At 50.4% G+C, this 16,014-nt stretch carries 14 protein-coding genes and 4 tRNA genes; 2 read left to right on the forward strand and 16 right to left on the reverse strand.

Annotation, left to right across the window (positions count from 1 at the left end):
* Positions 1-182: 182 nt before the first annotated feature.
* From rplA to JYB87_RS17515, 9 genes are all read right to left on the reverse strand, one after another.
* Entirely contained in the window at positions 183-887 is a 705-nt protein-coding gene (gene rplA, locus JYB87_RS17475) for a 50S ribosomal protein L1 (protein ID WP_207354702.1), read from the reverse strand.
* 4 nt (positions 888-891) lie between these two features.
* On the reverse strand, positions 892-1,320 hold the full coding sequence (gene rplK, locus JYB87_RS17480; protein ID WP_011758324.1) for a 50S ribosomal protein L11: 429 nt from the start codon (positions 1,318-1,320) through the stop codon (positions 892-894).
* Between the two features lie 123 nt (positions 1,321-1,443).
* On the reverse strand, positions 1,444-1,995 hold the full coding sequence (nusG, locus tag JYB87_RS17485) for a transcription termination/antitermination protein NusG (RefSeq protein ID WP_207354703.1): 552 nt from the start codon (positions 1,993-1,995) through the stop codon (positions 1,444-1,446).
* Between the two features lie 8 nt (positions 1,996-2,003).
* Complete coding sequence (gene secE, locus JYB87_RS17490) at positions 2,004-2,375, reverse strand: preprotein translocase subunit SecE (RefSeq protein WP_207354704.1); 372 nt, start codon at positions 2,373-2,375, stop codon at positions 2,004-2,006.
* Between the two features lie 242 nt (positions 2,376-2,617).
* Positions 2,618-3,802, reverse strand: a complete 1,185-nt coding sequence (gene tuf, locus JYB87_RS17495; protein ID WP_207354695.1) for an elongation factor Tu — start codon at positions 3,800-3,802, stop codon at positions 2,618-2,620.
* A 126-nt stretch (positions 3,803-3,928) separates the two neighbouring features.
* A tRNA-Thr gene (locus JYB87_RS17500) sits at positions 3,929-4,004 on the reverse strand.
* Positions 4,005-4,009: 5 nt separating this feature from the next.
* A tRNA-Gly gene (locus JYB87_RS17505) sits at positions 4,010-4,083 on the reverse strand.
* A 37-nt stretch (positions 4,084-4,120) separates the two neighbouring features.
* A tRNA-Tyr gene (locus JYB87_RS17510) sits at positions 4,121-4,205 on the reverse strand.
* Between the two features lie 17 nt (positions 4,206-4,222).
* A tRNA-Thr gene (locus JYB87_RS17515) sits at positions 4,223-4,298 on the reverse strand.
* Between the two features lie 247 nt (positions 4,299-4,545).
* Between JYB87_RS17515 and coaA the strand changes: the two genes are divergently transcribed.
* Complete coding sequence (gene coaA, locus JYB87_RS17520) at positions 4,546-5,484, forward strand: type I pantothenate kinase (RefSeq protein ID WP_207354705.1); 939 nt, start codon at positions 4,546-4,548, stop codon at positions 5,482-5,484.
* A gap of 4 nt (positions 5,485-5,488) precedes the next feature.
* Here the strand turns inward: coaA and birA are convergent, their stop codons facing one another.
* From birA to hutI, 7 genes are all read right to left on the reverse strand, one after another.
* The gene (gene birA / locus JYB87_RS17525) at positions 5,489-6,448 is read right to left on the reverse strand and encodes a bifunctional biotin--[acetyl-CoA-carboxylase] ligase/biotin operon repressor BirA (RefSeq protein ID WP_207354706.1); all 960 of its coding nucleotides are present in this window, start codon (positions 6,446-6,448) and stop codon (positions 5,489-5,491) included.
* On the reverse strand, positions 6,445-7,470 hold the full coding sequence (gene murB / locus JYB87_RS17530) for a UDP-N-acetylmuramate dehydrogenase (protein ID WP_207354707.1): 1,026 nt from the start codon (positions 7,468-7,470) through the stop codon (positions 6,445-6,447). Before murB ends, birA begins: the two co-directional genes overlap by 4 nt.
* 128 nt (positions 7,471-7,598) lie before the next feature.
* On the reverse strand, positions 7,599-8,855 hold the full coding sequence (locus JYB87_RS17535; RefSeq protein WP_207354708.1) for a dipeptidase: 1,257 nt from the start codon (positions 8,853-8,855) through the stop codon (positions 7,599-7,601).
* A 381-nt stretch (positions 8,856-9,236) separates the two neighbouring features.
* The gene (gene hutU / locus JYB87_RS17540) at positions 9,237-10,892 is read right to left on the reverse strand and encodes a urocanate hydratase (protein ID WP_207354709.1); all 1,656 of its coding nucleotides are present in this window, start codon (positions 10,890-10,892) and stop codon (positions 9,237-9,239) included.
* Positions 10,889-11,701 carry an N-formylglutamate deformylase gene (gene hutG, locus JYB87_RS17545; RefSeq protein ID WP_207354710.1) on the reverse strand — a complete coding sequence of 271 codons (813 nt, stop codon included), beginning with the start codon at positions 11,699-11,701 and terminating at the stop codon, positions 10,889-10,891. The genes hutU and hutG overlap by 4 nt, the downstream gene beginning before the upstream one ends.
* 4 nt (positions 11,702-11,705) lie before the next feature.
* On the reverse strand, positions 11,706-13,238 hold the full coding sequence (gene hutH, locus JYB87_RS17550; RefSeq protein WP_207354711.1) for a histidine ammonia-lyase: 1,533 nt from the start codon (positions 13,236-13,238) through the stop codon (positions 11,706-11,708).
* Positions 13,225-14,442: an imidazolonepropionase gene (gene hutI, locus JYB87_RS17555; protein ID WP_207356758.1), complete on the reverse strand. Its 1,218-nt coding sequence runs from the start codon at positions 14,440-14,442 to the stop codon at positions 13,225-13,227. Before hutI ends, hutH begins: the two co-directional genes overlap by 14 nt.
* A 234-nt stretch (positions 14,443-14,676) precedes the next feature.
* On the opposite strand from hutI, the gene JYB87_RS17560 reads away from it, so the two are divergent.
* A complete protein-coding gene (locus tag JYB87_RS17560) occupies positions 14,677-15,996 on the forward strand; it encodes a Na+/H+ antiporter family protein (protein WP_207354712.1) in 1,320 nt (439 codons plus the stop codon).
* Positions 15,997-16,014: the final 18 nt, after the last annotated feature.

Consider the following 16,014-nt stretch of genomic DNA (forward strand, 5'->3'; position numbering starts at 1 on the left):
ACAGTTACTTACGGTGCAGATAATCCAGCAGAACTAAATCTATCTGGGGCCTGACACCGTCTACGCAGGAAATTAAGTTACCTTTTGAATAACACCTGCGGTCTTGGACGGAAGCCCGTTATACGGGCTCCAACCCACAAAGTGCGCGCATTATAGGCTAAGGCGCGCACTTTGTAAAAAAATTATGCTGCTGTGGTTTCCAAGCTACCTTGGTCAACTGCAACACCCGCACCCATAGTGGTAGATACGGTAACTTTCTTGATGTACTGGCCTTTAGCTGCAGCAGGTTTTTGCTTCTTCAGAGCAACCAGCAACGCTTCTAGGTTTTCTTTCAGTTTAGCTGGTTCGAAATCAACCTTACCGATAGTGGTGTGGATGATACCGTTTTTGTCGTTGCGGTAACGAACTTGACCAGCTTTAGCGTTTTTAACTGCTTCTGCAACGTTAGGTGTTACAGTGCCAGTTTTAGGGTTAGGCATCAGACCACGTGGGCCTAAGATTTGACCTAATTGACCTACAACGCGCATTGCATCTGGAGAAGCAATTACTACGTCGAAGTTCATTTCACCAGCTTTAACTTGTGCAGCCAGCTCGTCCATACCTACCAATTCAGCGCCTGCTGCTTTAGCAGCTTCAGCGTTAGCACCTTGGGTGAACACTGCAACGCGAACATCACGACCAGTACCGTGTGGCAATACGATTGCACCACGTACGTTTTGGTCTGATTTACGAGGATCAACGCCCAGATTTACAGCAACGTCAACAGATTCAACGAATTTAGCAGTTGCCAGCTCTTTGAGCAGGTTCAGTGCTTCGTTGATTTCGTATGCTTTTGTACCATCCACTTTCTCGCGGATAACGCGCATGCGTTTAGTCAGCTTTGCCATTGTATTAGTCCTCTACTACCAAGCCCATTGAACGCGCAGTACCTTCGATTGAGCGAGTCATCGCTTCAACGTCAGCACCAGTCATGTCAGCAGCTTTCAGTTCAGCGATTTCCTGAACTTTAGCACGCTTGATAGTACCCACTTTTTGAGTGTTAGGACGGCTAGAACCTGATTTCAGGCCAGCTGCTTGTTTCAACAAGAATGAAGCTGGAGGCGTCTTAGTTTCGAAAGTGAATGAGCGATCGCTGTATACAGTGATCACTACAGGGATCGGCATGCCCTTTTCCATTTTTTCTGTACGAGCGTTAAATGCTTTACAGAATTCCATGATGTTCACACCTTTTTGACCCAGAGCTGGACCAACTGGTGGAGATGGGTTTGCAGAGCCCGATTTTACTTGCAGCTTAATATAAGCTTCAATTTTCTTAGCCATGTTACTTTCCTCAGTTTGGGTTCAAACGCTCCGCACAACATGCGCGAGGCTCCCCGAAAACAACGGGTGCGGATTATATAGAAATCAGCACCCGATGCCAAACGGTTATTGCAGTATTTTTAATCAGGCTTTCTCAACCTGATTGAAGTCCAACTCTACTGGAGTAGAGCGACCGAAGATCATCACAGATACCTTCACGCGGCTCTTGTCATAATCCACTTCTTCAACGGTACCGTTAAAGTCGGCGAATGGACCATCGTTCACACGTACCACTTCACCTGGTTCGTAAACCACGCGATGGGTAGGAGATTCGGTAGTTTCTTGCAGACGACGTAAAATCGCCTCAGCTTCCTTATCTGTGATAGGCGCTGGACGGTCAGAGGTACCGCCAATAAAGCCCATCACACGCGGAATGCTCTTCACCAAGTGCCATGATTCGTCGTTCATTTCCATTTGAACCAACACATAGCCTGGGAAGAACTTACGTTCGCTCTTGCGGCGTTGGCCTGCACGCATTTCAACCACTTCTTCAGTAGGTACCAATACCTCGCCGAAATAGTGTTCCATGCCATGCATTTTGATATGTTCAATAAGCGATTTGCAAACGCGGCCTTCGTAGCCAGAAAACGCTTGCACCACATACCATCTTTTTTTCGCTTCTTTCGCTTCAGTCATTCGAATGCCTACACGCCAGTAATCAGATTCACAATTTTCAGCAGTACGGTATCCAAGCCCCACAGCACGAGGCCAAGAATACCGGTCGCAACTAACACGATAAAGGTGGTATTCAACGCTTCTTGACGGGTTGGCCATACAACTTTGCGTACTTCAATGTGGGATTCTTTTGCAAATGCCAGTGCCTGCTGTCCCTTTGCAGTTTGTATTGCCACAAAACCTGCTAAAGCGAATAACACCAATACACCAACGGCACGAATTACAGCACTGACGTCGCTCAGCATGTGGTTACCTACAATAGCCACAGCCAGCAATACAAAAATGATAACCCACTTAAAAATATCCAGAGAATTTCCCTGATTTTCGGTATTTGTTGTCATCGGTTAGTTCCGCTACTTATTACAACTCAAGCTTCTGTAGGCTTTGCCAAAAGAAAACCCACTCTGAGCTTAAAATAGCCTAAGCAGATAAATCTGTTCAGGGCTCAAAAAATCGGCCATAGATTGTATGCTTTATTCTTAGCCTTATCAAGAAGAGCCATCATTGAAGACGCGATCTATAAGGCAGAAAACAGCAAAAGAAAAAGGAAGCCGAAGCTTCCTTTTTCGATTCACTTAATAAATTAAGCGATGATTTTTGCTACCACGCCGGCGCCTACTGTACGGCCACCTTCACGGATTGCAAAACGCAGACCTTCGTCCATCGCGATTGGGCAGATCAGAGTCACTACCATCTTGATGTTGTCGCCTGGCATTACCATCTCTACGCCTTCTGGCAGTTCGATAGTACCGGTCACGTCAGTTGTACGGAAGTAGAACTGTGGACGGTAGCCTTTGAAGAATGGTGTATGACGACCACCTTCTTCTTTTGACAGTACGTATACTTCTGATTCGAACTTGGTGTGTGGAGTGATGGTGCCTGGCTTAGCCAGTACTTGACCACGTTCTACTTCGTCACGCTTAGTACCACGTAACAGAACACCTACGTTCTCACCTGCACGACCTTCGTCAAGCAGTTTGCGGAACATTTCAACACCAGTACAGGTTGTCTTAGTAGTGTCATGGATACCCACGATTTCTACTTCGTTACCTACGTTGATGATACCGCGTTCAACACGGCCTGTTACTACTGTACCACGACCAGAGATTGAGAATACGTCTTCGATTGGCAGCAGGAATGGCTTCTCGATATCACGTACTGGCTCAGGAATGTATGAATCCAGTGCTTCAGCCAATTCAATGATTTTCGCTTCCCACTGAGCTTCGCCTTCCAGCGCTTTCAGTGCTGAACCTTGGATAACCGGTAAGTCATCACCTGGGAAGTCGTATTCAGACAGCAGTTCACGAACTTCCATCTCTACCAGTTCCAACAGCTCTTCATCGTCTACCATGTCACATTTGTTCATGAATACGATGATGAATGGTACACCTACCTGACGTGACAACAGGATGTGCTCACGTGTTTGTGGCATTGGACCGTCGGTCGCTGCTACTACCAATACCGCGCCGTCCATCTGTGCAGCACCAGTGATCATGTTTTTAACATAGTCAGCGTGGCCTGGGCAGTCTACGTGGGCGTAGTGGCGTGTTGGAGTATCGTATTCGATGTGAGAGGTATTGATGGTAATACCGCGCTCACGCTCTTCTGGTGCGTTATCAATTTGTGCGAAGCCTTTAGCTTCACCACCGTAGGTCTTCGCCAGTACAGTTGAGATAGCAGCAGTCAGAGTGGTTTTACCATGGTCCACGTGACCGATGGTGCCCACGTTAACGTGGGGTTTTGAACGTTCAAATTTAGCTTTAGACATGGTATAGCCTCAATCTACGATTGTTTAGTGGTGAAACCATTACATAATGAAAAAGTCCGGCGCTATTAGTGCGTCGAACGTATCAATTTAACTGGTACCAGGCAATATATCTAGACTTAGGGGAGCTGGTGCTGATACCCAGAATCGAACTGGGGACCTCATCCTTACCAAGGATGCGCTCTACCGACTGAGCCATATCAGCATAATTGGAGCGGGCAGCGGGAATCGAACCCGCGTTATCAGCTTGGAAGGCTGGAGTAATACCATTATACGATGCCCGCGCAACCTAACCTAGGCTACCTAATACCATTAGGAAAATGGTGGAGGGAGAAGGATTCGAACCTTCGAAGGCGGAGCCGTCAGATTTACAGTCTGATCCCTTTGGCCACTCGGGAACCCCTCCAATTTTTACTTTTTAAATGGTGCCGGCACCAAGAGTCGAACTCGGGACCTACTGATTACAAGTCAGTTGCTCTACCAACTGAGCTATGCCGGCATTCATTTCGGTAGCGGATATTAGGTAAATGTGGCTTGGAGTGCAACATAAAATTGGCAATTTTTGAAAAAATTCACTCAAGCGCCGTTTTTTTGGTCTAAGTATTGCGATACTCGGTTAACGGCCAAGTATTACAACGAAATCACCCGGCATGAGTCACTGATTAATCCTAGTGAAATCATTTTTTTATTGTCCTGTCATAAAACTTTAGTGTACGGTGCGATCCCTTGGCTTGGGGGAATTTTTGATGTCTCAATTGAACACCATACAAAAAGCGCTTTATATGCCGTTTGACCGCGATTCTTGGTCGAAGCTGCGTAATTCGGTACCTCTAACGCTGTCAGAGGCCGATTTGGCAGAACTTAGAGGCATTAATGAACGTGTTTCCCTTGATGAAGTGACCGACATCTATCTGCCGCTAAGCCGCCTACTGAACCTGATTATCAAGAACCAACAGCAACGTAGTGTGGTGCTGAATCAGTTTCTCGGTCAACAGCCGGCATCAAGCCCCTACATTATTAGTATTGCGGGCAGTGTTGCTGTCGGTAAAAGTACCACCGCGCGTATCATGCAAGCGCTGCTGAGTCATTGGCCCGAGCATCCCAAGGTTGACTTAATCACTACCGATGGCTTTTTGTATCCACTCGATGAATTGAAGAAGCGCAACCTGCTTGATCGCAAAGGGTTTCCTGAAAGCTATGACACCAAGTTGTTGGTCGATTTCATTTCGGCGATTAAATCGGGCGAAGAAGAGGTCGATGCGCCGCTCTACTCCCACATCATCTACGATCGCTTGCCAGAAGTGTTGAAAGTGCGTCAGCCCGATATCGTGATTTTAGAAGGGTTGAATGTGTTACAGACCGAACTAGACTCGCCTAAAAGTCGGTTTGTGTCTGACTTTGTTGATTTCTCCATCTATGTTGATGCCGATGAGGATAATCTACGCCAGTGGTATGTAGAGCGTTTCCTGCAATTTCGTGATAGCGCCTTTGCCGATCCGCGCTCCTACTTCAAACATTTTGCTAATCTGACCGATGCGCAAGCCACCAGCATGGCGACTGATATTTGGGACAGCATCAACGGCCCCAACTTAACGAAAAATATTCTGCCTACCCGCGAACGGGCACACCTGATTTTGAAAAAAGGTGCGCACCATTCGATGGAGCAAGTACTGCTGCGCAAGTAGCCACTTAGGACTTTCTCAGGGTAATTTCACCGCCGACAAATTGCTGTACTCCGTCGGCGGTTGCTAACAACACCCCGCCCTGCTCATCAATTCCTTGATACTCACCGCTAATCACAATGTCACCCAGCTGCAGAATCACCTGCTGGCCCTGATAGATGTCGGCAGCGTTCCAACGACTTTGGAACGCACTCAAGCCTTGCAGTTCAAACAAGCGCAGATCATCCAATAGTTGTTGATAGAGCGCTAAGGTCAGTGCCGTTTTATCCGGTGACACTTGCAGCTGCTGCAGGTCACTCCACGGCTGGTCAATTAATTCACCCTGTGCGGCGGGCATGGCTATATTAACGCCAATACCAATCACCACGTTACAGCCACTGTCGGCAGTACCGCTCATTTCAATCAATACCCCAGCCAACTTGCGCCCTTCAAGATAGATGTCGTTAGGCCATTTCACGCCAATCTCGTTCGCGCCAAACTTCGCCAAAACTGAGACTAAGCTACAAGCAACCACTAAGCTCAAGCCCATGGTTTGCGCCATCCCTTGGGCAAAATGCCAATGCATCGAAAAATACAGATGACTGCCGTATGGGCTTTGCCATTTGCGGCCGCGACGACCACGGCCTGCCGACTGATACTCAGCTACGCAGATATCACCACTTTGTAGTTCATCGCTGTGTTGCAGCATAAAGGCGTTGGTGCTGTCGATTTCATCAAAGTAGAAACAGCGGTTATGGCAAGCATCAACAAGTTTGGTGCTATCCACCAGCGACAGCGGGCTAAACAGTTTATAGCCGCGTCCTTTGACACTGCCAATATCAAGGCCATACTCACTCAGCGCAGAAATCTGCTTGCCCACCGCAGCGCGGCTAATCCCGAGAATGTCGGCAATATGCTCACCCGAGACAAACTCACCGCTGTTAAGCGCGGTTAAAATTGCGCGTTTACGCTGCCATTGCGTTGTCATTGTGCGTTGCTCCATTCGCCATGTGCCCCATAGGCACGCGGTTCCATTACCAGTGTTACCCCAAAGGCGGTTTTAACTCGATTAATAATATCTTGTGCCAATGCCAACACATCGTTGCTTGTGGCGTTTCCCCGATTAATCAGCACCAGCGCTTGTTGCTGATGTACCGCTGCGCCACCAATGCCGTGACCTTTCAGCCCCAGCGCATCAATCAACCACCCAGCAGCCAACTTCACTTGGCCGTTCGGTTGCGTATAACCGACGATCTGCGGATATTGCTGCTTCAGCGCGGTGAAATGCGCTGCCGAAACGCGCGGATTTTCAAAAAATGAACCGACATTGCCGGTTACGGCTGGATCAGGTAACTTCTGGCGCCGAACATGGCACACCATCTCAAAAATCGCTTGGCTATCTGCATCTTCTCCCAAGTTTTGCAGTGGACCATAACTCAGGTTAGCTTGCCATACTTTGGCCAGTAGAATGCCCACTTGCAACACCACAGCTTTGGCGCGTAATTGGCGTTTAAAGATGGAATCCCGATAGGCAAATTGGCACTCATCATGGTTCAGCCTGACGATCTCACCACTGCTCAGATCAAGATATTCCACCCAATCGCAAACCGAATCGAACTCAACCCCATAGGCACCAATATTCTGAATTGGCGCGGCGCCAACCGTCCCGGGAATGAGTGCGAGGTTTTCCAGCCCAGGGAGCTTGTGCTCTAAGCAATAGGCCACCAGCCCGTGCCAAGATTCACCGGCTGCCACGTTCAAGTAGTAGTACTGTTCATCTTCGGTGCAAGTAATGCCTTGAGTTTCCACTTTGATGACAGTGCCTAAGTAGTCCTCAAGCAGCAGAATATTACTGCCGCCTCCAAGGATCAGCGCGGGCACTGTGTCGTGCGCATGGGCAATGCAGGCATCGATTAACTGCTGCCGCGTTGTGGCGCGGATCAGCTGCTGGCAGTTTGCCGCGAGGCCAAAGGTATTGAAGCAGGCAAGAGATTCTGTGGGCAACGACATTCAGCAATTCAAACTAAGCAAAGAATGGCGCTATTGTACTCGGCTGCCACCAGAATAACAGCGTGGTACTTTTTAGCTGCTAACCCCACAGCGGCCATCAACTGACCGCCGTGAGTAGCTTGACAGCGTTACTGACTCAGCTTTGGCTGCTTGGCATAATCATCCGCGGCTTTCAGCACGCGTAAGGCGTTGAGCCCCCAGATGTCGGCCAAGTCTTGTTTGCTGTAACCTTCATTCAGCAAACGCTGGGTGATTTTGGGTAAGCTAGACACATCCATCATGCCTTCAACGCCACCGCCGCCATCCCAATCAGCGCCGATCCCCACATGCTTAGGGCCAACCACTTTTAGCGTATGTAGAAAGTGCTCCATGTAATCTTCAAAGGTGGCGCTCACCGCAGGATAGTCATGTTCTATTTTACGTCGCAGTTGCTGCATTTTTTCATAATGCGCGGCATCTGCTTCGCCGTTCGACTCATGCATCATGGCGATAAACCCTTTGAATGCCTCACTGCGTTTAGGATTATCAGGCAATTTTTTCAAATAAGAGCTGTATGCGTTCATCTGAATCACACCGCCGCTCGCAGCCAGCTGCTTAAGTAATTCATCATCCACGTTGCGCGGATGGTCGTAGACCGCTTTGCTGCCTGAGTGCGATAGCATGATCGGCGTTTTCGACAGCCGCATCATGTCCTTGACGGTTGCATCACCGGCGTGAGAGCCATCTAACACAATCCCTAACCGGTTGGCTTCAGCAACAAACTGCTCACCGAGCGGTGATAACCCGCCCCATTTTGGGCCATCGGGGTCGGTGGAGCTATCGCCGAGTTGGTTATTTTTGAAATGCACCGGCCCCGCCATACGCACGCCGAGCTTGTAAAAAGTTTCCAACAGGCTGATGTCATTCCCAAGCGGATAAGCATTTTCGATGCTCATGTACACCACATGTTTGCCCGCGGCTTTAATTGCTGCTGCTTGATCGGCATCGGTAGCAAACGCAAATGTCTTAGGGTGCTCAGATACCATAGTGTGAATCGCCAACGCACGTAATATCGCGGTGTCACGACTTTGCTGGTAGCCCTTTTCCGTCAGCGGGCCTTGGCTCGAATAAATGGCCCAGAAACCACCATCTAACACCCCATCCTGCATGCGCGGCACATCGACCTGATTAAAGTCGTGGTCGTAGCTATGACGCGCCATGATATCGAATCCGGGCTGTACCAAATTTGCTGGAGTATCGAGGTGTGTGTCGAGCGTCAGTAAACTTTGCTGGATCTCGATCGCTTGTTGGAGACTCACTTCGGCGTTCACTGTGGCAGTGAAAGCCATTCCCATTAATAGGCTCAGACTCACGGCAATTTGGCTTTTCTTACGGCGTAACAACATTCAACCTCCGCTGCGGCTCATGGCGTATTAACCATGACTATCCATTTGATTGTTTTTTAGATTTGTAACCTTGGTTAAATTCAAACTTCATACCAGCTTGGACATTTAGCCGTGAAAGCATAATGAGTCGCAGCAAACGGCCAGCGGTTGCTGATTACAGCCAAGCTCATACCAGTTCAACCTCTCAATCGCCTAGTGAAATATATGCGGAGTTGCACCAAGAGCGACGAACAGCGCACCAAACTAAGGAGTTGGCTGCATTATTCAGCAGTCATCTGCCGCACCAGTTAGCCAATCTAACTTGCAGCAACAGCACAAAGAAAAACCGCCAAGGAATTGCTCCTCAGCGGTTGTTCGCGCAATCACTCAACGGAATTGAGACTATTTTAAGAACGGCAGATCCAGTTGATGCTTTTTGGCACAAGCGATAGCCGATTCATAGCCCGCATCGGCATGACGCATCACCCCAGTTGCCGGGTCATTCCACAACACCCGTCCAACGCGTTTCGCCGCAGCCTCAGTGCCATCGCACACTATCACTACTCCAGAATGTTGGCTAAAGCCCATGCCGACACCACCACCGTGATGCAGCGACACCCAAGTCGCACCACCAGCAGTGTTAAGCAGTGCGTTGAGTAATGGCCAATCCGAAACGGCATCTGAGCCATCTTTCATCGCTTCAGTTTCGCGGTTAGGGCTGGCCACCGAGCCACTGTCAAGATGATCGCGGCCAATCACGATTGGAGCTTTCAGTTCACCCTTGGCATACATCTCGTTAAAGGCCAAACCTAAACGATGGCGATCACCAAGCCCCACCCAACAGATGCGTGATGGCAACCCTTGGAAACTAATCCGTTGCTGCGCCATATCGAGCCAGTTATGCAGCGCTTTATCATCCGGCAGCAACTCTTTTACTTTGGCATCGGTTTTATAGATATCTTCTGGATCACCAGACAGTGCCACCCAACGGAATGGCCCCACTCCTTCACAGAAGCGTGGACGAATATACGCAGGTACAAAACCCGGGAAATCAAACGCATGCGCAACGCCTTGGTCAAACGCCATCTGGCGAATATTGTTGCCATAATCAAAGGTTGGGATCCCCTGGGCGTTGAATGCCAGCATGGCTTCTACGTGTTTAGCCATTGAGGCTTTCGCGGCGGCGGCGACTTCTTCCGGTGCAGATTTACGTTTTTCCTGCCATTCGGCCATGCTCCAGCCCGCCGGCAAATAACCATTGACCGGATCATGTGCTGAGGTTTGGTCAGTGACCATATCCGGCTTAATACCGCGCTTGATCATCTCTGGCAGCACTTCTGCGGTGTTACCCAACAAGCCCACTGATACCGCTTTACCCTCTTTGTGTGCTGCGTCGATGATTGCTAAGGCCTCATCCAGCGTATCGGCTTTCTGATCCAGATAGCGGGTTTTTAAGCGCATTTCGATACGGGTTGGATCGCACTCCACGGCCAGCATTGACGCGCCAGCCATCGTCGCCGCCAACGGCTGCGCACCGCCCATGCCGCCTAAGCCACCGGTCAAAATCCAACGGCCTTGCAAATTGCCACCAAAATGCTGGCGTCCGGCTTCAACAAAGGTTTCATACGTCCCTTGCACAATCCCCTGCGAGCCGATGTAAATCCAAGAGCCAGCCGTCATCTGGCCATACATCATCAGCCCTTTTTTATCGAGCTCATTAAAGTGTTCCCAGTTGGCCCAATGCGGCACGAGGTTTGAGTTGGCGATCAACACTCGTGGCGCATCGGCGTGAGTTTGAAAAATCCCCACAGGCTTACCCGATTGCACTAGCAAGGTTTGATCATCTTCCAAACGGGTTAACGCATCGACAATCTGATCAAAGCATTCCCAGTTACGGGCAGCGCGGCCGATGCCACCGTAAACCACCAGCTCTTCAGGACGCTCGGCCACTTCTGGGTCGAGGTTATTCATCAACATGCGCAGTGGCGCTTCGGTTAACCAGCTTTTGGCGGTGAGTTGCGTACCTGTAGCGGCACGCACAGTACGTGCTTGACTCATTTGACTTCCTCAGATTTGGCCCAGGCTAACAACTGGGTAAATAATGTCTGTAATTGATGTTGCAGCGCAGTGGCGCGCACAACTGAAAAGGGTACAGGGGTGACGCATTCAAGCTCATCCATATAGCAGCGTTGGGCAATCTCAAGCTGCAAACCATGAATCTGTGCGGCAGGCTGGCCGTAGTGGCGAGTGATCCAGCCCCCTTTGAAACGGCCATTGTGGACAAAGCCAAACTCACTGCTGGCCAGTACTTGCTCGGCCAGCTCAGCGAGTTCAGCGCTACAACTTTGGCGATCATTGCTGCCTAGATTCAGCCCCGGTAATTCACCATCAAACAAGCGAGGGCAGACAGAACGAATCGAATGCGCATCAAAGATCACTATCTGTGGATGAAGCTGGCGTAGCCGTGCTAATTCATCTCTCAGCGCTTGATGATACGGCTCAAAGTAAAGTGCTTTACGTCGGGCAATCTCTTCTGCCGTTAACGCTGCGGAATATAACGCTTCGCCCGCAAAACTGGTGGATGGACATAATTCGGTAGTCGCCTGCCCCGGATACAGTGATTGCCCCGAAGGATCGCGATTCATATCGATAGCGATCCGGGAGATATCGGTTTTCACAATGGTGATATCCCATTCAGCGGCAAACGCATACAACTCAGGGATATACCAATCAGTATCAGCCAACGCCTGCACCACCGAACATTGCAGCTGTGCGGCGATATCTTGCGGGATCACAGTGCCAGCATGGGGAATACTCAGCAGCAATGGCGCATGACCACGTTTGACCGTCAACCAATTTGGGCTCATTCGCTTAGCTCCAGAGTTGTGGCGCCAACTGACACATTTGAGCCAATACGCCGCTATGCACCAATCCATTCGCTTCGGCGATGTCTTTGGCCATATAGCGATCATCGGTCAGCATCGGCACGGTTTCACGTAAACGAACCCGCACTTGCTCCAGCAATGGGCTCGTTGGCAAACCACCGTGAAGGTCAATCCCTTGGGTGGCCACCAGCAATTCAATCGCCAGCACATTTTCCACGTTATGCGCCATCGCAGTTAAGCGTCGAGCACCATGCGCCGCCATCGACACATGGTCTTCTTGGTTGGCACTAGTTGGAATGGAGTCAACACTCGCAGGAAACGCCGACTGTTTGTTTTCAGATACCAACGCCGCCGCAGTCACCTGTGGGATCATGAAGCCAGAATTGAGCCCGGGTTTTGGAGTAAGAAACGCAGGCAAACCGGACAACGCCGGATCCACCAGCATGGCGATACGACGTTCACTCAGCGAGCCAATTTCACATATCGCCATCGCAATCATGTCTGCCGCAAACGCGACCGGCTCGGCATGGAAGTTACCACCTGAAAGAGCTTCATCTGTATCGCTGAAGATCAATGGGTTATCAGAAACACCGTTGGCTTCAGTCACTAAGGTGAATTCCGCTTGCCCCAACAAATCAAACACCGCGCCCATCACTTGTGGCTGACAGCGTAAACAGTACGGGTCTTGTACCTTTTCACAGGCAAGGTGCGAGTCGCGGATCTTGCTGCCTTCCAGCAGTTGCAGCAGTTTCTCAGCCACCATTTGCTGACCCAGATGGCCGCGCAATTGGTGAATACGAGCATCCATCGGCGCCGTTGAACCTTTCGCGGCATCGGTAGATAAAGCACCGGTGATCAGCGCATTGGCAAAGGCATTTTGCGCCTTGAACAGGCCAGTAAGCGCTTGAGCGGTTGAATATTGAGTACCGTTTAGCAGTGCCAAGCCTTCTTTCGGGCCGAGGCTTAACGGCGTTAAACCGGCAGATGCCAGTGCTATCTCGGTACTGACACGCTCACCTTGATAAAACACTTCGCCATAGCCAATCAGCGCCAAGGTCATATGCGACAAGGGCGCGAGGTCGCCCGATGCGCCTACAGAGCCTTGGCAAGGCACGACCGGCACTATGTCATGCGCAAAGAAATCTTCTAGCAATTTAACCGTTGCCAGCTGCACACCAGAGGCCCCATGACCCAGGCTGGCAAGTTTCAATGCCATCATTAAACGCACTACGGCGGCGCTGGCGGGCTCACCCACGCCAGAGGAATGCGATAACACAATGTTGTGTTGCAGCTGTGCTAACTCATCATCTGCAATGCGCACGTTGGCCAGTTTGCCAAAGCCGGTGTTGACGCCATAAACAGGGGCACCTTTAGCGATAATGCGTTGTACGGCAGCCGCTGAGGCTTCCACTAACGGATAAGCTGATGTTGCCAATTTTACCGCTGCGCCATTGGCGATCTGTTGCCATTGTTGCAGGGTAACGTGGCCGGGGGTAAGAATAACTTCAGGTTGACTCATGGCCTCTCCAGACTCTTCGATAAAGTGGGTTAAAACCCATCTGATAAATAATTTCTGCTGGACGCTCAGCGTCCCAGATCGCTAAGTCGCAATACTTGCCTACTTCGAGCGATCCAATTTCTGTCGCTTGGCCTAACGCCTTGGCGGCATGAATAGTCATGCCACTAAAGGCTTCTGCCACGGTTAAACCAAATAAAGTACACGCAAAATGCATGGCTAACTGGGGGGATGTCAGCGGTGAAGTGCCGGGGTTGGCATCGGTTGCCACCGCGATTGGCACCCCGTATTGGCGTAGCAGCGCAACAGGGGGACGTTGCTGCTCGCGCAAACAATAAAACGCACCGGGCAGTAACACCGCCACAGTGCCACTAGCTGCCATCGCAGCCACCGCGGCATCATCAGCGTATTCGAGGTGATCGGCCGACAAGGCTCGATACTGAGCCGCAACTTGCACCCCGCCATCATTTGATAGCTGCGCCGCATGCAGTTTTACCGCAATACCTCGCTGCTTTGCGCTGCTGAAGATGCGAGCGATTTGCGGCGGGGTAAACGCAATATGTTCACAAAAGCCATCAATCGCATCGACTTTGCCAGCGGCAATAGCGGCAGGGATGAGTTCATCACAGACAAAGCTGACGTAGCCTTCGGGATCGGCTTTATATTCCGGCGGCACCACATGAGCTGCCAGTAAGGTGGGCGAAATGCTGACTAGCCGATGGGAGCTCAGCTCACGCGCGACCTCCAGTTGTTTCAACTCACTTTCAAGGCTTTGGCCGTAACCAGATTTGACCTCGACTGTGGTTACCCCTTCTGCCAATAGCCGATCAAGCCGCGGCAAGCTTTGCTGCAATAACTCGTCGGCACTAGCAGCGCGGGTGGCCTTTAGCGTAGATGCGATACCACCGCCAGCGTTGGCAATGTCAGCGTAGTTGGCGCCCGCTAAGCGCAACTCAAACTCATGAGCACGGTTACCGGCATACACCAGATGGGTATGGCAATCGATCAACCCAGGAGTGACCAGTCGACCTTGCAGATCAACCACTCGCTCTGCCTGATAAGCGGCCAACAGACGTTCGCTGCTATCCAAGGCGACGATTTTGCCATCGCGCATGGCAATCGCAGCATTATCGGTCACCGCCAACGGTTCTGCGGGATTGGCTAAGGTAGCGACTCGGCAATTAAACCAAATTTTGTCGACCTTAATGATTGTTTTGGAGCTATTCATGGGGGCAGCTCTTCTTGTCACAATTTATACAATAGATCTATCACGAGATAATATGTATATGCAAATAAATAAATTGTCACTTTTGAAACGGCTAATTCTGGTGCCTTTTGGTTGTTTTTTCATACACACCCCGTTATAAAGGCTAAGACAACAATAAGAAACACCTATAAAAACATAATATGTATATAATTATTTCGACTGAAGGAATGGAACATGAATGCAGTGGTCATCGCAGTAGCCGTTATGCTGCTTTTAAGTCTAGTCAGAGTTCATGTGGTTATCGCGCTGATCGTCGCCACCTTGATTGGCGGTCTATTGGGTGGGCTCAGCATTGAAGCCACCATTAATGCCTTTAACACCGGCTTAGGCGATGGCGCACCGGTCGCACTGTCTTATGCTTTGCTCGGTGCTTTTGCGGTAGCCATTAGTAAATCAGGCATTGCCAATCTGCTGGCCGATAAGCTGCTGGGGGCAATTGGTAGTCGCAATGGTCAAGGGCAGCAATCACTCAAATGGCTGTTATTGGGCACATTAATGGTGATGGCGCTGTGTTCTCAAAACCTGCTGCCGATCCACATCGCCTTTATTCCACTGGTTGTACCGCCATTACTCTTGGTATTTCAAAAACTGAATCTTGATCGCCGCGCTATTGCCTGCGTGATCACTTTCGGTTTGGTCACCCCTTACATGCTGTTGCCAGTGGGGTTTGGTGCGATTTACTTAAACAATATCTTGCTGCCAAACGTGGCTAATAGCGGTGGCAACATCGACCATATCAATGTGAGCTATGCCATGGCGCTGCCCGCGGTTGGGATGGTGCTGGGGGTGCTGATCGCTGTGTTGTTTTCCTATCGTAAGCCACGACACTATGAAGCCAGCAAAATCGCCAAGGCCGAGCACACGGAGACCAAACCGACACCAAAAGCGATTGCCATTGCTGCAGCGGCTGTGGTGATAGCCTTTGTGGTGCAGCTGCTGAGCGACTCGATGGTGCTGGGAGCCTTGATTGGCTTTGTTATGTTTAGCGTCAGTGGCGTGGTGCGCTGGAAAGAAGCCGATGACCTGTTCACCGATGGGATGAAGATGATGGCCAGTGTGGGCTTTATCATGATTGCCGCGTCAGGGTTTGCCGCCGTAATGCGTGAAACCGGAGAAATCAACAGCTTAGTGAACAGCGTAGCAGCGACCATAGATGGTAGCCAAGCATTGGGCGCCTTGCTCATCCTATTTGTCGGCTTGGTGGTGACCATGGGGGTGGGTTCATCGTTTTCTACCGTGCCGATTGTCGCCGCGATTTTTGTGCCTTTAGCGGTGCAATTAGGCTTTAGCGATATGGCGATTGTGTGTTTGGTGGGCACTGCTGGCGCCTTGGGGGATGCGGGTTCGCCGGCGTCAGACTCAACCCTTGGCCCTACTGCTGGCTTAAACGTTGACGGGCAGCATAGCCATATTTGGGACACGGTCGTGCCCACCTTCCTGCACTACAACATTCCGTTATTAGTTTTCGGCTGGATTGCCGCGATGGTGCTTTAAGCACCATCAACCGCCAAC

Origin of the sequence: Shewanella avicenniae (assembly GCF_017354945.1) — a bacterium.
GTDB lineage: Bacteria > Pseudomonadota > Gammaproteobacteria > Enterobacterales > Shewanellaceae > Shewanella > Shewanella avicenniae.